This is a genomic window from Pseudonocardia oceanicola, assembly GCF_047200735.1.
Taxonomy (GTDB): domain Bacteria; phylum Actinomycetota; class Actinomycetes; order Mycobacteriales; family Pseudonocardiaceae; genus Pseudonocardia.
Map to the genome: position 1 here is coordinate 329,792 of NZ_JBJZON010000002.1, position 17,349 is coordinate 347,140.

Below are 17,349 nucleotides of genomic sequence, written 5' to 3' on the forward strand. Positions count from 1 at the left end.
CGTCCAGGGGCAGCGGGGCAGGACGGCCTCAGCGGGGCAGGACGGCCCAGCCCGCGAGCGTCTCGGCCAGACCCTCGACGAGAGGGAGGGCGGCGAACTCGGCGGCGTCGACCCAGCGGGCGTCCGCGGCGTCGTCACCGGCGACGAGCGTGCCGCCGACGACGGTGGCGCGGTAGTCCGCGATCCGGTAGGGCCCCACCAGGACCGTGCCGACGTGCGGACCGGGCTCCACCGCCAGCCCGGTCTCCTCCGCCATCTCGCGCACCAGCGCCGCAGCGTCGTCCTCACCCGGCTCGACGCGCCCGCCCGGGAGCGACCAGAGCCCGCGTCCGGGCTCCGTCCCCCGTTTGATCAGCAGTAACCTGCCGGCCGTGTCGTGCGCGATCGCCCCCACACAGGCGACGTGTCGGCTACCCTCGGTCATCGTTCTGCACGGTACGCTGCCCGCGTGGCCGTATCCTCATGCCCGGGGATGTCGGTATTTTCTGATCTTGCTAGCTCCCTCCTTGCCGGAACGGTGGTCGTGTGAACGTCAAGAAGCTGACCGGGCTGATCGTCATCGCCCTGGTTGTGTTCTTCATCGTGACGAACCCCAGCGGCGCCTCGGGTGCCGTCAGCGGCATCGGCAACTGGCTGTACGGCGTGGGTCAGAACGTGACCACCTTCTTCTCGGACCTCGCGCCGAGCTGATGCTCGCACCCCGGGAGATCGACGAGTACCTGCTGCCCACGGAGCGGCGGGTCATCCGGGTGCGCCAGCACTGGGCCGTCATGATCCCGCACATCACGCAGACCGCGCTCTTCCTGATCGCGATGATCGCGATCGACCGGCTGCTGCAGGGGCGGATCGGCGAGGCCGGCGGGTTCGGCGAGGCCGTCGTCGACAACCTGACCTTCTACCTGGCCCTGGTCGCGGTCCTGCGTTTCGCGGTGAACTCGATCCTCTGGTGGATCGAGCGGATCGTGATCACGGACAAGCGCGTGATGCTCGCGCAGGGCATCATCACGCACAAGGTCGGCATGATGCCGCTGGGCAAGGTCACCGACCTGACGTTCCAACGCAGCATCGGGGGCCGCACGTTGGGCTACGGCACGTTGATCGTGGAGTCCGCCGGTCAGATCCAGGCGCTCAACAAGATCGACTACATGCCGCGCCCGGAGGAGATCTACGAGGCGCTCTCCGAGCTGGTCTTCGGCGAGAAGGGCAAGACCCGGGCCACGGGCATGCTCGCGCGCAACCGCTGGCGGCGCTGACGGGCCGGCGGGGCCCGTTCATCTGGACGAGGTGATGCCGCCCCGCCACCGGTCCTGCGACCGTCGGTGGCGCCGCGCTGTGCGCCGGCGAACACGGACCCTGGGAGGCTCGCATGGTCAGCTCGTACCGCCGCACGGACCCGTCCCCGGACGACCTTCCCCGAGGGATGCTCGTCGTCGCCGCCGTCCTGACGGCCGCGGGCAGCCTGCTGGGGCTGGCCGGTGTGGCGGTCGCCGCGGCGGCCGCCTGGAGCACGGCCCACCGGTGGTACCGGCGGACGGACCTGCCGGCGAGCGACCTCGCCCGGCTGAAGTGGGAGCAGGCCAGGGCGGCCGCGGCGGCCGGTAGCGGGGCCTGGCGGGACACCGAACTGGCCAAGTACTCGCCACGGGGCGAGCAGGCGAGGTCGTAGCCCGCGCGGTGACCGGGGCCCGGCCGGGCCCCGGTCACCCGGGGCGCCCGGCCCCGCCGCCGGTCACGATCAGGTCGACGTGGTGGCCCCCGGCCACGGTCGACCTTCCGTCGGGTGCTCGTCCGGGCGGTCGGTGCCGGCGGCCGGCTCGTCGTAGACGTCCCGCAGCGTCTCGATCTCGTGCGTGGTGAACGTGCGCTCCCGCCGGGCGTCGCGGGCGAAGGCGGCGGCCCAGGTCAGTACCGCGCCGGCCCGGTTCCGGTAGCCGGTGAGGAAGGCGAGGTGCAGGAGCAGCCAGGCCAGCCAGCCGGCGAACCCGCCGAAGTGCAGCGGACCGGCCGAGACGACGGCGTTGCCGCGGGAGAGGTAGGCGGCCGAGCCCAGATCGCGGTAGCGGAAGGGGCGGACGGGCTGCCCGCGCAACCGGTGCCGGATGCGACGGCCCGCGTAGAACCCGGACTGCATCGCGACCTCGGCGACGCCCGGCAGGTGGTCGCGGCTCATGAGGTCGCCGATCACGGTGATCTCCGGGTGGCCCGGCACCGTGAGGTCCGGCTCGACCTCGATCCGGCCGGCCCGGTCGCGCGCGGCCCCGGTCGCGTCGGCGAGCGCGGTCGCGATCGGCGGTGCCTCCACCCCGGCGGCCCAGAGCGCGGTCCCGGCGGGGTACCGGTGGGTCGTGCCCGTCCCGTCGCGGACGTCGAGTCCCCGGGCGTCCACGCCGGTCACGATCGAGCCCAGGTGCAGCTCCACGCCGAGCGCGCGCAGCCCGGCCGCCGCCTTCGCCGAGAGCGCCGGGCCGAACGACGCCAGCGGCGCCTTCCCGGCGTCGAACAGCAGCACCCGCGCGTCCTCCGGGCGGATGCGGTGGAACTCCCGGTGCAGCGTGCGCGTGGCCAGCTCCCGGATCTGGCCCGCCAGCTCGACGCCCGTGGGCCCCGCGCCCACCACGGCGAAGGTGAGCCAGCGTCGCTGCTCGTCCGGGTCGGTCGCGGTCTCGGCCAGCTCGAACGCGCCGAAGACGCGGCGCCGGATGGCGAGGGCGTCGGCGATCGTCTTCATGCCGAGCGCGTACCGGGCGAACTCGTCGTGGCCGAAGTACGACTGCCGCACGCCGGCGGCGACGATCAGGTCGTCGTAGGCCAGGGTGAGGCGCTCGCCGTTCGGCCGTTCCGCGGTGACGGTCCGGTCGGCCGGGTCGAGGTCCACCACCTCCGCGAGCACGCACTCGACGTCGCGGTGCCGTTTGAGGACGTCGCGCAGCGGCGCAGCGATCTGTCCCTCGGAGAGGATCCCGGTCGCGACCTGGTAGAGCAGCGGCTGGAACAGGTGGTGTTGCGCGCGGTCCACGAGGGTGATCGCGGCCGTCGAGCCGTGGAGCGCGCGGGCGGCGAAGAGCCCGCCGAACCCGCCACCCACGATCACGACGCGGTGGGGTGCCGGAACGGGTCGGCCGTCGTGGGAGGCGGGCCGGGTCAGCCGGTCGGGTCGTGCCATGTGTCCCCCTCGGGCAGCAGGTCGTCGGCTTCCTTGGGTCCCCAGGTGCCGCGCGGGTAGCGCTGCAGGGGGACCACGTCGCCGAGGATCGGGTCGACCACCCGCCAGGCGGCCTCGACGGTGTCCTGCCGGGCGAACAACACCCGGTTGCCGTCCAGGGCCGCGCCGATGAGCCGGTCGTAGGGGCGCGCGTCCTCCCCGGGGTGTTCGGCGAAGACCAGTTCCTGCTGCTGGGGTTCCCGCCGGATCCCCGGCTTCTTACCGGCCAGGCTCAGCACGACCGCGGCGGTGGGCCAGATCCGGAACCGCAGCGCGTTGACCGGGCGCGGGCCCGGCACGTCGAACAGATCGAGCGGGACCGGGCGGAACCGGATGCTCACCTCGGTCGCGGTGACCGGCATCGTCTTGCCCGCGCGGATCAGGATCGGCACGCCCGCCCAGCGCCACGAGTCGAGCTGAAGGCGGACCGCGGTGAAGGTCTCGGTGGTCGAGACCGGGTCGACCCCGGCCACCTCCCGGTAGCCCTCGTACTGGCCGCGGACGGTGTGCTCCGGGGTCAGCGGGCGGATCGCGGACAGCACGCGGGCCTTGGCGTCGACCCAGGACAGCAGGCCCGACCCGTCCGGCGGGTCGGCCACCACGGTGGCCAGCACCTGCAGCATGTGGTTCACCCGATCCGTCGCCATGGCCTGCTCCTTCTCCGTCGAGGTCGGCGAGGTCACGCGCGCTCACGACCGTCCTGCGCGCGCGGGGGCCGCACCTCACTCGCTCCGGGTGAGCCGACGTCGGTGGCCCGCCGGTGAGCTGTGCCGGCCCACCCGAGGACGGGTGAGGCGCGGGGTTCCCGGTTAGGGTCGGTGGGTGGCCGTGATCGACCTGCACACCCATTCGACCGTCTCCGACGGGACCGAGACCCCCGAGGAGCTGGTCGCCACGGCGGCCGCCGCGGGCATCACGACGCTCGCGCTCACCGACCACGACACGACCGGCGGCTGGGAGCGCGCGGCCGCGGTGCTGCCGCGCGGGATGCGGCTGGTCCGCGGGGCGGAGTTCTCCTGCGTGAGCCCCACCGGTCGCCCCGGGACGCCGGGCGACCGGGCCACCGTCGCGGTGCACCTGCTCGGCTACCTGTTCGACCCGGCCCACCCCGCGATCGTCGCCGAGCAGCGGCGGCTGGTGGCCGAGCGGGTCGAGCGCCTGCGCGCGATGGCCCGCAACGTCGCCGAGGACTACCCGCAGCTCGACGCCGAGCGCGTGTTCGACCTGGTTCCCGAGGGCACCACCCCGGGCCGCCCGCACCTGGGCCGGGCGCTGGTGGCGGCGGGGGTCGTCGGATCGGTCAACGAGGCGTTCGCGGACATCCTGCGCACGGGCAGCAGGTACTACGTCCCCAAGAAGGACACCCCGGTCGAGCGGGCCGTCGAGATGATCGTCGAGGCCGGCGGGGTGGCGGTGTTCGCCCACCCGCTGGCGCGCCGGCGCGGCCGGGTCATCGAGACCTCGGTGCTGGGCGACCTCGCCGCGATCGGACTGTCCGGGGTGGAGGTCGACCATCCCGACCACGATCCCGCGGACCGGGAGCTGCTGCGCGGCGCCGCCGCCGAGCTCGGCCTGGTCGCCACCGGGTCCAGCGACTTCCACGGCACCAACAAGACCACCCCGATCGCCGCCGAGACCACCGCGCCCGAGGCGCTGGAGGACCTGCTCGCCAAGGCCACCGGGGTCGAGGTGATCGAGGGCGCCTGAGCGCGGGCCGTGGCCGCCCGGCCGGTACCGTGTCGCGGTGCCCGGTTCCTCCTCCCGCGCCGCCGGGAGCGGCGGACAGCTCGGCTTCGACGACCTTCTCGACGACACGGCGCTCCCCGCGGGAGCGGCACGCGAGGCCGCGCGGTGGGCCCGGCCGCTCGTGCGCGTCACGCCCGCCCGGCTCGCGACCTGGGAGTCCTGCCCGCGGCGCCACCGGTTGACCTATGTCGACAGGCCCGCTCCGCCGCGTGGCGGTCCGCGGGCGGCCAGCACGCTCGGCGCCGTCGTGCATCTCGCGCTGCGGGCGCTCCACCTGCGCCCGCCGCGGGAGCGGACCCCGGAGCACGCCGCCGCGCTCGTCGACCGCACCTGGTCCGGTGAGGGCTTCCGCGACTCCGCCCAGGAGGCCGAGTACCGCGGCCGGGCGCGCGACTGGACGGCCGACTACGTCGCCGAGCACGTCGAGGGGGCACCGGACCCGCTGGGCGTGGAGCGCTGGGTGTCGGCGCCGACCGCCGCGATCGTCGCGGAGGGCCGGGTGGACCGGATCGACGCCACCGCGGACGCCGCGGTCGTCGTCGACTACAAGACCGGGCGGCACGTGCCGGGGCCGGCCGACGCGCGGGACTCGGCGGCGCTCGCGCTGTACGCCCTCGGCGTCGCGCGCACGTTGCGCCGCGACTGCCGGCGCGTGGAGCTGCACCACCTGCCGACCGGCCGGATCGCCGTCTGGGAGCACGACGAGGCCTCCCTGGCCGCGCACGTCGAGCGGGCCGAGCGCGGTGCCCTCGCGGCCGCCGACGCCGCCGACGCGCTCGCCCGCGGCGGGGACCCCGATGCCCTGTTCCCGCCGCGCCCCGGCTCCCGGTGCGCCGCCTGCGACGTCCGCCGGCACTGCCCCGAGGGGCAGGCGGTGGGGCCGCCCGCGGCGCCCTGGGACGACCTGGTCCCGTGAGGGCGTCGCGGGCCCGCCGGGGGCGGGGCCTGGCCGGGCGGGGGCTGCGCGGGACGTCGGGGGTCATGGCCGCCGGCCTCGTGGGGCTGTTCGTGGTGCTGCTCGGGGGCTGGGTTTTCACCACCCGCACGGGGTCGGCGGGACCGGGGACGGGGATGCTCGTGGGTCACGGCCTGGCCGCGGCCGCCGCCGTCGTCGCACAGGTCGTCGCGGACCGGCGGGACGGACGCGGGGGTGCGCTCGCCGCCTGGCTGGTGCTCGCGATCGCCGTCGCCGTGCTCGCGGGTTACTGGTTGTTCTGACGCGGGAGCCGTTCCGCCGACCAGGACCCGGAGACCGACGGGGAGTTCCGAGCGGGACCCCGGGGCCGCTACATCGGCCGCAGCGCCACGAGCTCGGCGCCGCGCTGCTCGTAGAGCATCCCACCCTGCGCCGCGAGGAGGACCTTCCCGGTGTACCCGCCGCGGTCCACCGGGATCGTCCGCTCGACCGTGCCCCGCAGCGGGTCGACGACCGCGATCCCCGCCTCGACCGGGACCACCCAGCCGCCCGCGTAGGCGGTGCCCGGGCCCAGCGTGCCGCCCAGCGTCCAGACGGGGGCGAGGCCGGTCCGGTCCAGCGCGATCGTGCGCGAGCCGCTCCACCAGTAGGTGCGGGCGCCGTCGGCCGCCGTGGCCCCGACCCGGTCGGCGGGCGGGGCGACCTCGGACTCGGGCACGTCGAGCCCGATCAACCCCACCTGGTTGCCGCTGCGGTCGAGGATCTGCAGTTCCGGCGGGCCGGGGAGCAGGACGGCCTCGCGGTCGGCCGAGACCGCCAGCAGTTGCACGCCGCGGGCGGAGAGCTGGGTGGAGAGCTCGACGTTCGGGGTGTCGGCGTCCCCGGAGCCGTCCGGGCGCAGCACGGTGAGGCGGTCCCCGGTGTCCGGGGCGCAGTTCTCGATCACCCCGAGCCGCCCGCCGCCCAGCGCGAGCGAGGTGTAGCTGCACCCGGGGCGGGGCTGGCGGCCCGGCTGGGCGGGCGCGACGACGTCGCCGTACTGCGCGGTCGTCACCAGGTCCGACCGCATCGTCTCCAGGTACCGGTCGCCGGCGGCGGCCACCACACCGCCGGCGGCGAGCAACCGCGCCCCGGGCCGGACGTCGAGGTTCGCGGTCGGTCCGCGGGTGCCGAGGTCCGGATCGAGCGCGGTCAGCTCGCTGCACCACTCGCCGGATCCGTCCTGGTAGAGGGCGAGTGCCCGGCCGAAGCCCTCGGCGACCGTGCACAGGGGGCGGTCCCGGGAGTACCGCCAGCGCTCGGCCCCCGTGATCGCGTCCCGGCCGACGACGGTGCGGCCGTCGGCCGTCACGACCCCCGGACCGGCGACGACGGGGACGGGTGCGGCGCCGCTGGGGGCGCGCCACGCCTCCGCGAACGCGGCGGGCGCGGCGGCCGCCGGGGCGGGGGCCGTCCCCGGTGACGTGGCCGGCACGGACTCGGTCTCGGCCGCGGGGCTGCGCACGCCGTAGACGACGGCCACCGCGACCAGCGCCAGGACGAGGAACGCCGCCGCCACGAGATCCCCGCGACGGCGGCGTACCGGAACGTCTCGTCGGGCGCGCAGCACCCGACCGAACCTACCGGCGGTTCAGCTGGCCGCGGCGTCCGGTTCGGCGCGCTCGGCGCCGGCCTCGGTGGTGGTGCCGCCCTCACCGCCCGAGCGGCGCCGGCCGCCGCGACGACGGCGGCGGCGCGGCTTGGCCGGGCCCTCGCCGTCCGTGCCCGCGGCCGCCTCGGTGACCTCGGCGGCTGCGTCGTCGGGCTCGGCGCCCTCCCCGGCCGCCGGGCGGGCCCCGGCGGGACCCGCGACCGGGACGCCGTTGCGCCGCCGGGTGCGCTGGCGCTCGCGGCGCGGCTTCGCGGTCCGCTCCTCGCGGCCCTTGCGCTTGCGGGCGCCGTGGTCGCCCTCGGTGTCGACGTACTCCGCGTCGAGGCCCGCCCGGGTGCGCTTGCTCAGCGGCAGCCGGCCGGTCACGCCCGTCGGGACGTCGAGGTCGGAGTAGAGGTGGTCCGAGGTGGAGTAGGTCTCGACCGGCTCGTCGATCCCCAGGCTCAGCTCCTCGGAGACGAGCTTCCAGCGCGGGATCTCGTCCCAGTCGACGAGGGTGACCGCCACGCCCTCCTTGCCGGCGCGGCCGGTGCGGCCGATCCGGTGGACGTAGGTCTTGGTGTCCTCGGGGCACTGGTAGTTGATGACGTGGGTGACGTCGGTCACGTCGATGCCGCGGGCGGCGACGTCCGTGGCGACCAGCACGTCCACCTTGCCGGAGCGGAACGCGCGCAGCGCCTGCTCGCGGGCGCCCTGGCCCAGGTCGCCGTGCACGGCAGCGGCGGCGAACCCGCGCTCGGCCAGGTCGTCGGCGACGCGCTGCACGGTGCGCTTGGTCCGGGCGAAGATCATCGTGAGGCCGCGCTCGCGGGCCTGCAGCACCCGGGTGACCAGCTCGACCTTGTCCATCGCGTGCGCGCGGTAGACGAACTGCTTCGTGCGCTCGTGGACCGAGCCCTGGTCCGCCTCCTCCGCGCGGATGTGCGTGGGGCGGGTGAGGAACGTGCGGGACAGCTGGATGATCGGGCCCGGCATGGTGGCCGAGAAGAGCATCGTGTGCCGCTCGTCCGGCAGCATCCGCATGATCCGCTCGACGTCGGGCAGGAAGCCCAGGTCGAGCATCTCGTCGGCCTCGTCGAGGACCAGCGCCTTGACCCGGCCGAGCACGAGGTGGCGCTGCTCGGCGAGGTCGAGCAGCCGGCCGGGTGTGCCGACGACCACGTCGACGCCCTTGCGCAGGGCGGCGAGCTGCGGCTCGTAGGCCCGCCCGCCGTAGATGGCGGTGACCCGGATGCCGAGGTGCTTGCCGGCGTCGGCCAGGTCCTGCGCGACCTGCACGCACAGCTCACGCGTCGGGACGACGACGAGGGCCTGCGGGACGTCCTTCTCCCGGTCCGCGGCCTCGCCCTCGGCGGTGGCGGCGGGCTGCTCGGACGGCGGCGTGACGCGCTGCAGCAGGGGGACGCCGAAGCCCAGCGTCTTGCCCATGCCGGTGCGGGCCTGGCCGATCACGTCCTCGCCGGCGAGCGCCAGCGGGAGGGTGAGCTCCTGGATCGCGAAGGTGCGCTCGATGCCGGCCTCGGCGAGCGCCCGCACGATCTCGGGCCGGACACCCAGCTCGGCGAAGGTGGGGGCCTCGGGTTTGACCGGGGCGCCCGCCTGCAGCGGGTGCGCCTCGTCGGTGGCGGCGGGGTCGGCCGTCTCGGCCGGCCCGCCGGGCGCGTGGGTCGGTTCGGTGTTCTCGGGGGTCTCGTTCTGGACGGACAGGGAAATCGCCTCTCTCCGCGTACAGGAGCCCTGCACCGGCTCGTCGACCACGCGCTCGGGGAGCGGCGTGGGAGAGCCGTCGAGGCGCTGTACGCACCAGGTCGTGTTGCGCGCCGGTGAGTCGGGCGCCCGGTGGCGCCGACCCGTTACCCGGCGGGTGTCGCAGTCGGTCCGCGCCGCGCATCGACCGCTTCTGGACGCGGGTCGATCTGCTGCGCGCACGTGCAGCATACCCCGGGCAGGGCTTCCGGGGCAGCGTCGGCGCCGTCACGCCGGGGTGATGTGCACCGCCGGCGGGCGGGCGGCCCGTCCGGCCGACTAGGCTCGACGACCATGACGGGCGATGCCGCGGAGGGCACCGGGAGCACGGTCGGGACCGGTGGGGCCACCGCGGACACCGCCGGTGTCGACGCAGGTCACACGCGTCTCGACGGGGCCTCGCACGCGGCCGTCGTCGACCTGCTGGGCGCGCTGGCCTACGGCGAGCTCTCCGCCTTCGACCGGCTCGCCGAGGACGCCCGCAGCGCCCCCACGCTCACCGGGCGCGCCGCGCTCTCGGCGATGGCGGCGGCCGAGATGGGCCACTTCCGTCTGCTGGAGGACCACCTGCGCGGGCTGGGCACGGCCGTCGAGGAGGCGATGGCGCCGTTCGTCGCGGGGGTCGACGCCTACCACGCCACCACCCGCCCGCGGACCTGGCTGGAGTCCCTGGTCAAGGCCTACGTGGGCGACGGGCTGGCGGCGGACTTCTACCGGGAGGTCGCCGGCTGGGTCGACCCGGCGACCTCGGAGCTGGTGCGCACCGTGCTCGCCGACACCGGGCACAGCGCCTTCGCCGAGCGCGAGGTGCACGCCGCCTGCGCGGCGAACCGGCAGGTCCGCGACCGGCTGGCGCTGTGGGGCCGGCGGCTGCTCGGCGAGGCGGTCACCCAGGCCCAGCACATCGTGGCCGAGCGGGACGAGCTGGCGGACTTCATCGTGCGCGGGTCCGGCGACATCGCGGGCATCGGGGCGCTGATCAAGCGGCTGCAGAGCAACCACGGCAAGCGGATGTCGGCCCTCGGGCTGTCGTGACGGGCGTTCGCCCCTGGCGGACTCGGCCGAGCCGGCGCGCGCCGCTCGACTAGCCTGGGCCGCGCCGGTGGGTTCGACGCCCGCCGGGAAGGCAGAGAGTGCCCATCCACCCCCGTACGTCACCTGGAGGTCCCCGGTGGAGGTCAAGATCGGCATCGCGGAGAGCCCGCGGGAGCTCGTGGTGTCCAGCGACCAGACGTCGGACGAGGTCGAGAAGCTCGTCGGCGAGGCGCTCAAGTCCGGCGACGGCACGCTGACGCTCGTCGACGACAAGGGGCGCAAGTACGTGGTCCCCTCCGCCCGGATCTCCTACGTCGAGATCGCCCCGTCCTCGGCGACCAGGGTCGGCTTCGGCGCCTGATCCGCGCCCGTCGGACGGCACTCCCGCGCCGCCGGGGGTGCCGTTCGTGCGTCCGGGGGGTCAGTCCGCGTCCGCCGTGGGCGGCTCGTCGAGCGGGAAGGGCGGGGGGCCGACCCCGGTGAGCCGGTAGCGGTCCCAGAGGTCGACGTCGCCGGCCCGGCCCGCCGCCCACCCCCGCGGGGTGCGGACGCCGACGTCGGCGGCCTTCCCGCCCAGCAGGGCCGAGAGCTCCTCGTTCCGGTCGACGCGCCCGAACCAGTGCACCCGCCCGTCGTGCGGCTCGGTGTGCGCGAGGAGCCGGACCCGGACCTCGACGGAGGCGCCGCCGACGGTCAGCGTGGCGGGGCCGGTGTAGCCCTCCTGGTCCTGGTCCTGGTCCTGGTCCTGGTCGTCGGGCCCGGCCGTGGGGCGGAGCTGCTGCTCAGGCGCCATCGCCGGCCTCCCTCGGAACCATCTGCAGCACGGGCGCGGTCTCGTCGGGGGTCTCCTGCGGGGCGTCGCCGAGGACCCCGGCGGCCCCGTCCCAGATCAGCGCGGTGAGGTAGCGCGTGAGGTCCTCGCGGCTCATCGTGCGGCGCTCGAGCCACCAGTCGCCGGCGCTCTGCACCATGCCGACCAGGCCGAACGCCCACGCCTCCGCGGCCCCGGAGTCGCGCCCGGCCTCCCGCAGCCGCGCGCCGACGAGCTGGGCCAGCAGCCGCGCGATCTGCTCGCGGACGTCCTCGACGATCTCCGTGCCCGCCTGCCGTTCGGCGGGGTTGTGCACCACGAACCGCCAGAGCTCGGGTTCCTCCTCGATACCGGCGAGGAAGGCGTCGATGATCGCCGCGATCTGGCGCTGCGGCCCGGTGTCCGCGGCGAGCGCGGGCGCCATCCGCTCCATCAGCCACTCCGCCCCGCGCAGCCCGACGGCGCGTTGCAGGTCGGCGCGGTCGTCGAAGTAGCGGTAGAGCACCGGTTTGGTGATCCCGGCGCTCGCGGCCATCTCCGCCACCGACACGGCCGCGCCGTGCTCGCGGACCGCCGCGATGGCCGCCTCGACCATCGCGGCGCGGCGTTCGGCGCGGCGCTCCCGGGCGTTCCTCTTGACAGGTCCGTCGTTCTGCGGCACGTTACCAGTGGTAACAGTTACCGGCGGTAACAGCAAGCGTCTCGACGGAGAGGAGCGGACGGGTGTCGCTCAGGAGGACCCGGGGCACGGTCCCGGCGGGGACCCGGGTGCTGGTCACCGGTGCCGCGGGCGGGTTCGGCGCCCCGACGGTCGCGCGACTACGGGAGCAGGGCGCGCGGGTGGTCGGCCTCGACCGGCGGGCGGGCGGGGACGACCCGACGGGCCTGCTCGCCTGCGACATCACCGACCCGCAGTCGGTGGAGCGGACCGTGGCGGAGGCGGTCCGCACCCTCGGCGGCCTCGACGCCGTCGTCCACTACGCGGGCATCGGCATCCCGAACGACGCCGGCGGCCCCCTCGAGCCCGACGCGCTGAAGGTCATCGACACGAACCTGCTCGGCGCGTGGCGGGTCACCGCCGCGGCTCTGCCCGCGCTGCTCGACGGGCCGGGCACGGGCCGGGTGGTGTTCGTGGCCAGCGAGCTCGCCTACGTCACGCTGCCCTTCCTCTCGGCCTACAGCGTCGCGAAGCGCGGGATGTCCGCCTACGCCGACGCGCTGCGACTCGAGTACGGCACCGCCGTCGACGGCACGGGTCTGCACGTCACGACCGTCTACCCCGGCTACGTGCGCACCCCGATCCATAAGGCGGGGGCCGAGGTCGGGCTCTCGCTCGAGGGTCAGGTCCGCCGCGAGGAGGTCGAGGACGTCGTGCGCACGGTCGTCGGGGCGATCGCCGCGCCGCGCCCACCGCGCGACACCGCCGGCACCCTCGCCGGCCAGTCCGAGCTGTGGGTCGCCCGGCACGCGCCCGGCCTGCTGGGCCGCGGCGTCGTCCGTCGGATCCGGCAGCAGGCCGCCGCCGGACGCTTCGACTCCTCGCCGGTCGCTGCCGGTCTGGTCCGCCGGTTCACCGGCCGGGCCGTCCCCGCTGCCGTCCCCGCTGCCGTCCCCGCTGCCGTCCCCGCTGCCGTCCCCGCTGCCGTTCCCGCGCCGACCACCGACCCCGCCCACGAGAGGAGCGCGTCATGACCGCCCCGGCCGCGCGAAAGCCGGTGCAGGACCGCGAGGCCACGGCCGAGCGGCTGCTGAGGTCCTCGGTGGAGAAGTCCTACGAGCCACACCTGGACATCGACTGGGAGGCCCCGCTGGTCGACGGGCTGTGGGGCATCCCGCCGCACCGGTCGTCGCTCTACGGCACCGCGCTGTGGGACGGGCTGACCGAGGAACACCGCCGCACGCTGACGATCCACGAGGTCTGCAGCGTGGCGCGCATCGGGCTGTGGTTCGAGATCATCCTGATGCAGATGCTGCTGCGCTACGCCTACGACCGCGACCCGCGCCGCGCGCACATCCAGTACGCGCTCACCGAGATCGCCGACGAGTGCCGGCACTCGATCATGTTCGCGAAGATGACCGAGCGGTACGGCGTGCCGGACTACGCGCCGTCGGGGCTCACCCACAATCTCGGCCGCCTCTTCAAGACGGTCGGTCAGGGCCCGGCGATGTTCGGCGGCACCCTGTTCGTCGAGGAGATCCTGGACCGCTTCCAGCGCGAGTCCATGCGCGACGAGACGGTGCAGCCGCTGACCCGGATGGTCAACCGGATCCACGTGACCGAGGAGGCCCGGCACGTCCGCTACGCCCGCGAGGAGCTGCAGCGGATCATGCCGAGGACGACCCGGACGCAGCGCGGGATCGGGCGCTACCTGCTGGCCCGCATCGCGTTCGTCGTGGCGCGGAACCTGATCCACCCGGACGTCTACGCGTCCGTCGGGATCGACCCCGAGGTGGGCCGGAAGGCCGCGCTCGCGAACCCGCACTGGCAGGAGTCGCTGCGCTGGTCGGCGGCCAAGTGCGTGGAGTTCCTGCGCGAGCAGGGCCTGATCGGCGGCCCGACGGAGCTGCTGTGGAAGAAGGCGCATCTCGTATGACGACCGCTCAGGGCGCCGACGGCACGCCGCTGCACGTCGTCGAGTCCGGCCGGGCCGACGCCCCGGTGACGGTGGTGCTCGCGCACGGCTGGACGCTCGACGAGCGCTGCTGGGCACCCGTTGCGGAGTTGCTGGCGGCCGGCGACGTCCGCGTCGTCCGCTACGACCACCGCGGGCACGGGCGCTCCGGCGCCGTGGACCCCGCGACGATGACGCTCGACCAGCTGGCCGACGACCTGGCCGCGTTGATCTGGCAGGTCGCGCCGCGGGGACCGCTGGTGCTCGCCGGGCACTCGATGGGCGGGATGACCACGATGGCACTCGCCGAGCGACATCCCGACCTGGCGCGGGGGCGAGTGGCGGCACTGGCGCTGGTCGCGACGGCCAGCGGCGGGCTCGGCGGGCAGACCTTCGGGCTGCCGTCGCCGGCGTTCGAGCTGGTGCGCGCGGCGGAGAAGAAGCTCTACGCCTCGAAGGGCTGGTCCACCCGGCGCGCACTGAGCCGGCACCCGACACTGCTCTCGCCGGCCATGCGCTGGCTGCTCCTCGGGCCCGCCGCCGGGAAGCAGGCGCTGCGGATCACCACCGCCTCGGTGTCGCAGTGCCGGCCGCTGACCGTGTCCGGCTTCCGGCCGACGCTGGAAGCGCACGAGCGCGACGCCGCCCTGGCCCTGTACTCGCAGGTCCCGACCCACATCATGGTCGGGACCCGGGACCGGCTCACCCCGCCGCGCTACTCGCGACGGATCCGGGAGGGGCTGCCCTCGGCCCAGCTGACGGTGTTCCCCGATGCCGGGCACATGCTGCCGGTCGAGCGCACCGCGGGCGTGGCCGGCCGGATCGCGGCCCTGGCGCGCACCGCGGCCGGGACCAGGGCCGGAACCTGACCCCGGGCGGAGCCGCCCAGGACCCTCGCCGGCGTCCGGTGCTGGCTGCCGGGGCGGCCTGCACCGGCTGATCTGCCACCGGCTGATCAGCCACCGGGCGATCTGCTACCGGGTGGCCTGCTCCTGAGCGGCCGGTTCGTGGATCAGCGGGAAGCCGGCGAGGCCCTTCCACGCGAGGGCGGACATCAGCGCGACCGCCTCGTCCCGCGGGATCGTCTGCTCCGAGTCCAGCCAGTACTGGGCGGTGACCTGGCTCAGCCCGACGAGGCCGACGGCCAGCAGCCGGGCCCGCTCGCCCTCGAGCCCCGCGTCCTCGGTCACCACCGCGGCGACGGCGTCGATGCACCTGGTCAGCGCGCCGTCGACCAGCGCGGCCGCCTCGGGCTCGCCGCGCAGGTCCGACTCGAACACCAGCCGGTAGGCGTGGCCCTCGCCGGCCACGAAGTCGAAGTAGGCCGCGACCGCGGCGTGCACGCGTTCGCGGTTCTCCTGGGTGTGGTCGATGGCCTCGCGCACCCGGTCGACCAGCTCGTCCGCGTAGGTGGTGAGCAGCGCCCGGTACAGCTCCAGCTTCCCGGGGAAGTGCTGGTAGAGGACCGGCTTGCTCACCCCGGCCTTCTCGGCGATGTCGTCCATCGCCGCCGCGTGGTAGCCCTGGGCCGCGAACACGTCCCGCGCGGCCACGAGGAGCTGGGCCCGGCGGGCGCTCCGCGAGAGCCGGGTTCCGCGCGCAGGCATGTGGGTCGGTCCGGACGCCGCCGTTGCCGCCTCGCTCATCGTGCTCCCCTTCGGTACCGCTGTCGTGCCCGGTCACCTTACCCGTGGGTAGCCCCGAACGGTGGATGGCGCGACACGCGCGGCGGGCGTGGCGTCATCGCCGGACGGAGACCTCACGTGGTGCGTGCCCGGGGTGGACGCCGCGGAAACGGCGCAGCCGGAGACCGTTCAGCACCACGAACACCGAGCTGGACGCCGTGGTGACGCCCACGACCATCGGGTTCAGCAGGCCGAGCGCGGCCGGCGGCAGGGCGGCGACGGTGAAGGCGAACGCCCAGAACAGGTTGCCGCGGAGGATCCCGCGGGTGCGCCGGGCCAGCCGGATCGCGTCGACGGCCGTGAGCAGGTCGCCGCGGCCCAGGGTCAGGTGCCTCGCCCCCACGGCCACGTCCGTCCCGGTCCCCCTGACCAGCCCGAGATCGGCGGCGGCGAGCGCGGCGTCGTCGCGGCCGTCGCCGACCACCGCGACGGTGCGGCCGTCCGCCCGCAGCCGGCGCACGGCCGCCACCTCGTCCTCGGGCAGCACCTCGGCGATCACGTCGGCCGGATCGATGCCCGCCTCGGCGGCGACGGCACGGGCCGTGGCCGCGTCGTCCCCGCTCAGCAGGACCGGGGTGAGCCCGAGCTCGCGCAGCCGGCGCACGGCCTCGGCGCCGGCCGGGGTGAGCGAGTCGGCCACGACGAGCACCCCGCGCGCCCGGCCGTCCCAGCTCACGCAGACCGCGGTCCGCCCGGCCGCCTCGGCCCGCTCGCGGACCTCGGCCAGCTCGGCGGGCAGCTCGATGTCGTACTCGGCGAGCAGCGCGGGCCGCCCGACCACGACGGCGTGCGCGACGATCCGGCCGGTGCCGCCGGCCGGGGTGATCGGCGAGGTGCCGGTGGCGGCGCGGACCGGGGCCGGAAGGCCGGGCAGCTGGGCGAGCTCCGCGACCACGCCCTGCACCCCCAGTCCGGGCCGGTGCTCGAAGTCGGAGACGCCGGGGAGAGCGCCGAACCGCTCCCGGCCGGCCGCCGCGACCGCCCGGGCGAGGGGGTGTTCCGAGCCGTTCTCGACCGCCGCTGCGAGGCGCAGCACGTCGTCGGCGGGCTCCCGGCCGGTGGTGTGCACCTCGAGCAGGCGCATCCTCCCGCTGGTCAGCGTGCCGGTCCTGCCCAGCACGACCGTGTCGACGCGGTGGGCGGCGTCCAGGGCCTCGGGCCCCGCGAGGAGCACGCCGAGCTCGGCGCCCCGCCGCGTGCCGACCAGCAGGGCGGTCGGCGTGGCCAGGCCGACCGCGCACGGACAGGCGACGATCAGCACGGTGACCGCCGCGGTGACCGCGACCGCCGCGCCGGCGCCGCTGCCCAGCCGGAATCCGAGGGTCCCGACGGCCAGGGCGATCACGATCGGCACGAACACCCCCGAGATCCGGTCGGCGGGCCGCTGCCCGGCCGCCTCGCCGCGCTGTGTCCCCGCGCCGGACGCGGCCCCGGCCGTCCGCCGTGCCCGGGCCGCGACGTACCGGCCGGCGAGGAGGACCGTGGTGAGGCCGGCGGCGGCCCCGAGGGGGAGCGTGTCCGTGGCGCCGTCGCCGGTGGTCGTCAGCGCGAAGGGGTGGCGCGTGCCCGGCACGCCCGCGCCGTCCCACAGCAGTGCGTACAGCGACCAGGCCAGTGCGGCGAGCGTGCCCAGCGAGACCAGGGTGTCGATGGTCGCGGCCCCGTGCCGCAGGTTCCGCCAGGCCGCGCGGTGGAAGGGCAGCGCCCCCCAGCCGACGACGGGCGCGGCGAGGGTCAGCGAGATCCACTGCCAGTAGGTGAACTGCAGCGCGGGGACGACGGTCAGCACGATCACCGGCACGGCGAGCACCGCGCCGACCAGCAGCCGGTCCCGCAGGTCGCGGTCGTGCCGGTCGCCGGGGTCCACCCGCTCCTGGCGGTCCTGGTCCGAGGCGGGCGGCGCCGCCGGCTCGATCCGCCGGACGGTCCCGGTTCCCGACCTCGC

20 protein-coding genes are annotated in these 17,349 nt (G+C 75.5%); 11 read left to right on the forward strand and 9 right to left on the reverse strand.

Annotated elements, in window-relative coordinates; translation table 11 throughout:
- Positions 1-28: 28 nt before the first annotated feature.
- Positions 29-424: an NUDIX hydrolase gene (locus ACL02T_RS05825; protein ID WP_412829619.1), complete on the reverse strand. Its 396-nt coding sequence runs from the start codon at positions 422-424 to the stop codon at positions 29-31.
- Between the two features lie 101 nt (positions 425-525).
- On the opposite strand from ACL02T_RS05825, the gene ACL02T_RS05830 reads away from it, so the two are divergent.
- From ACL02T_RS05830 to ACL02T_RS05840, 3 genes are all read left to right on the forward strand, one after another.
- Positions 526-690 carry a hypothetical protein gene (locus ACL02T_RS05830; protein ID WP_412829620.1) on the forward strand — a complete coding sequence of 55 codons (165 nt, stop codon included), beginning with the start codon at positions 526-528 and terminating at the stop codon, positions 688-690.
- Positions 690-1,253 carry a PH domain-containing protein gene (locus tag ACL02T_RS05835; RefSeq protein WP_412829621.1) on the forward strand — a complete coding sequence of 188 codons (564 nt, stop codon included), beginning with the start codon at positions 690-692 and terminating at the stop codon, positions 1,251-1,253. Before ACL02T_RS05830 ends, ACL02T_RS05835 begins: the two co-directional genes overlap by 1 nt.
- Before the next feature lie 113 nt (positions 1,254-1,366).
- Positions 1,367-1,666, forward strand: coding sequence for a hypothetical protein (locus ACL02T_RS05840; RefSeq protein WP_412829622.1), 300 nt, complete (start codon positions 1,367-1,369; stop codon positions 1,664-1,666).
- Positions 1,667-1,735: 69 nt separating this feature from the next.
- Here the strand turns inward: ACL02T_RS05840 and ACL02T_RS05845 are convergent, their stop codons facing one another.
- A complete protein-coding gene (locus ACL02T_RS05845; RefSeq protein WP_412829623.1) occupies positions 1,736-3,163 on the reverse strand; it encodes an NAD(P)/FAD-dependent oxidoreductase in 1,428 nt (475 codons plus the stop codon).
- Positions 3,142-3,849: a hypothetical protein gene (locus tag ACL02T_RS05850; RefSeq protein WP_412829624.1), complete on the reverse strand. Its 708-nt coding sequence runs from the start codon at positions 3,847-3,849 to the stop codon at positions 3,142-3,144. The genes ACL02T_RS05845 and ACL02T_RS05850 overlap by 22 nt, the downstream gene beginning before the upstream one ends.
- 175 nt (positions 3,850-4,024) lie before the next feature.
- Here ACL02T_RS05850 and ACL02T_RS05855 point away from each other — a divergent pair, with 175 nt between their 5' ends.
- Genes ACL02T_RS05855 through ACL02T_RS05865 form a run of 3 tightly spaced genes read left to right on the forward strand, consistent with a single transcriptional unit; the run spans position 4,025 to position 6,166 of the window.
- Positions 4,025-4,909 carry a PHP domain-containing protein gene (locus tag ACL02T_RS05855; RefSeq protein WP_412829625.1) on the forward strand — a complete coding sequence of 295 codons (885 nt, stop codon included), beginning with the start codon at positions 4,025-4,027 and terminating at the stop codon, positions 4,907-4,909.
- Positions 4,910-4,946: 37 nt separating this feature from the next.
- Complete coding sequence (locus ACL02T_RS05860; RefSeq protein WP_412829626.1) at positions 4,947-5,864, forward strand: RecB family exonuclease; 918 nt, start codon at positions 4,947-4,949, stop codon at positions 5,862-5,864.
- Positions 5,861-6,166, forward strand: coding sequence for a hypothetical protein (locus ACL02T_RS05865; RefSeq protein WP_412829627.1), 306 nt, complete (start codon positions 5,861-5,863; stop codon positions 6,164-6,166). The genes ACL02T_RS05860 and ACL02T_RS05865 overlap by 4 nt, the downstream gene beginning before the upstream one ends.
- Before the next feature lie 68 nt (positions 6,167-6,234).
- Here the strand turns inward: ACL02T_RS05865 and ACL02T_RS05870 are convergent, their stop codons facing one another.
- Both ACL02T_RS05870 and ACL02T_RS05875 read right to left on the reverse strand, forming a co-directional pair.
- Entirely contained in the window at positions 6,235-7,473 is a 1,239-nt protein-coding gene (locus ACL02T_RS05870; RefSeq protein WP_503129081.1) for an Rv3212 family protein, read from the reverse strand.
- Between the two features lie 21 nt (positions 7,474-7,494).
- Positions 7,495-9,273: a DEAD/DEAH box helicase gene (locus ACL02T_RS05875; protein ID WP_412829629.1), complete on the reverse strand. Its 1,779-nt coding sequence runs from the start codon at positions 9,271-9,273 to the stop codon at positions 7,495-7,497.
- A 282-nt stretch (positions 9,274-9,555) separates the two neighbouring features.
- On the opposite strand from ACL02T_RS05875, the gene ACL02T_RS05880 reads away from it, so the two are divergent.
- Together ACL02T_RS05880 and ACL02T_RS05885 are read left to right on the forward strand one after the other, a co-directional pair.
- Positions 9,556-10,296: a ferritin-like fold-containing protein gene (locus ACL02T_RS05880; RefSeq protein WP_412829630.1), complete on the forward strand. Its 741-nt coding sequence runs from the start codon at positions 9,556-9,558 to the stop codon at positions 10,294-10,296.
- 136 nt (positions 10,297-10,432) lie between these two features.
- Positions 10,433-10,657: a DUF3107 domain-containing protein gene (locus ACL02T_RS05885; protein WP_345380907.1), complete on the forward strand. Its 225-nt coding sequence runs from the start codon at positions 10,433-10,435 to the stop codon at positions 10,655-10,657.
- A 60-nt stretch (positions 10,658-10,717) separates the two neighbouring features.
- Here ACL02T_RS05885 and ACL02T_RS05890 read toward each other — a convergent pair whose 3' ends face one another.
- A complete protein-coding gene (locus ACL02T_RS05890) occupies positions 10,718-11,089 on the reverse strand; it encodes a DUF4873 domain-containing protein (RefSeq protein WP_412829631.1) in 372 nt (123 codons plus the stop codon).
- Positions 11,079-11,768 carry a TetR family transcriptional regulator gene (locus ACL02T_RS05895; protein ID WP_412829632.1) on the reverse strand — a complete coding sequence of 230 codons (690 nt, stop codon included), beginning with the start codon at positions 11,766-11,768 and terminating at the stop codon, positions 11,079-11,081. Before ACL02T_RS05895 ends, ACL02T_RS05890 begins: the two co-directional genes overlap by 11 nt.
- A 62-nt stretch (positions 11,769-11,830) precedes the next feature.
- Between ACL02T_RS05895 and ACL02T_RS05900 the strand changes: the two genes are divergently transcribed.
- Genes ACL02T_RS05900 through ACL02T_RS05910 form a run of 3 tightly spaced genes read left to right on the forward strand, consistent with a single transcriptional unit; the run spans position 11,831 to position 14,588 of the window.
- The gene (locus tag ACL02T_RS05900) at positions 11,831-12,799 is read left to right on the forward strand and encodes an SDR family NAD(P)-dependent oxidoreductase (RefSeq protein ID WP_412829633.1); all 969 of its coding nucleotides are present in this window, start codon (positions 11,831-11,833) and stop codon (positions 12,797-12,799) included.
- A complete protein-coding gene (locus tag ACL02T_RS05905) occupies positions 12,796-13,701 on the forward strand; it encodes an AurF N-oxygenase family protein (protein WP_412829634.1) in 906 nt (301 codons plus the stop codon). Before ACL02T_RS05900 ends, ACL02T_RS05905 begins: the two co-directional genes overlap by 4 nt.
- Positions 13,698-14,588 (forward strand): alpha/beta fold hydrolase, encoded by an 891-nt coding sequence (locus ACL02T_RS05910; protein ID WP_412829635.1) that lies wholly within the window; start codon positions 13,698-13,700, stop codon positions 14,586-14,588. The genes ACL02T_RS05905 and ACL02T_RS05910 overlap by 4 nt, the downstream gene beginning before the upstream one ends.
- 105 nt (positions 14,589-14,693) lie before the next feature.
- Here ACL02T_RS05910 and ACL02T_RS05915 read toward each other — a convergent pair whose 3' ends face one another.
- Both ACL02T_RS05915 and ACL02T_RS05920 read right to left on the reverse strand, forming a co-directional pair.
- The gene (locus tag ACL02T_RS05915; protein ID WP_412829636.1) at positions 14,694-15,365 is read right to left on the reverse strand and encodes a TetR/AcrR family transcriptional regulator; all 672 of its coding nucleotides are present in this window, start codon (positions 15,363-15,365) and stop codon (positions 14,694-14,696) included.
- A gap of 94 nt (positions 15,366-15,459) precedes the next feature.
- Positions 15,460-17,319, reverse strand: coding sequence for a heavy metal translocating P-type ATPase (locus ACL02T_RS05920; protein ID WP_412829769.1), 1,860 nt, complete (start codon positions 17,317-17,319; stop codon positions 15,460-15,462).
- Positions 17,320-17,349 lie beyond the last annotated feature (30 nt).

Bases quoted from the DNA above. Each gene is read 5' to 3' on its own strand.
- ACL02T_RS05910 (WP_412829635.1), top strand. From the start codon at position 13,698: ATGACGACCGCTCAGGGCGCCGACGGCACGCCGCTGCACGTCGTCGAG.
- ACL02T_RS05905 (WP_412829634.1), top strand. From the start codon at position 12,796: ATGACCGCCCCGGCCGCGCGAAAGCCGGTGCAGGACCGCGAGGCCACG.
- ACL02T_RS05845 (WP_412829623.1), bottom strand. From the start codon at position 3,163: ATGGCACGACCCGACCGGCTGACCCGGCCCGCCTCCCACGACGGCCGA.
- ACL02T_RS05880 (WP_412829630.1), top strand. From the start codon at position 9,556: ATGACGGGCGATGCCGCGGAGGGCACCGGGAGCACGGTCGGGACCGGT.
- ACL02T_RS05835 (WP_412829621.1), top strand. From the start codon at position 690: ATGCTCGCACCCCGGGAGATCGACGAGTACCTGCTGCCCACGGAGCGG.
- ACL02T_RS05825 (WP_412829619.1), bottom strand. From the start codon at position 424: ATGACCGAGGGTAGCCGACACGTCGCCTGTGTGGGGGCGATCGCGCAC.
- ACL02T_RS05915 (WP_412829636.1), bottom strand. From the start codon at position 15,365: ATGAGCGAGGCGGCAACGGCGGCGTCCGGACCGACCCACATGCCTGCG.
- ACL02T_RS05850 (WP_412829624.1), bottom strand. From the start codon at position 3,849: ATGGCGACGGATCGGGTGAACCACATGCTGCAGGTGCTGGCCACCGTG.
- ACL02T_RS05890 (WP_412829631.1), bottom strand. From the start codon at position 11,089: ATGGCGCCTGAGCAGCAGCTCCGCCCCACGGCCGGGCCCGACGACCAG.
- ACL02T_RS05840 (WP_412829622.1), top strand. From the start codon at position 1,367: ATGGTCAGCTCGTACCGCCGCACGGACCCGTCCCCGGACGACCTTCCC.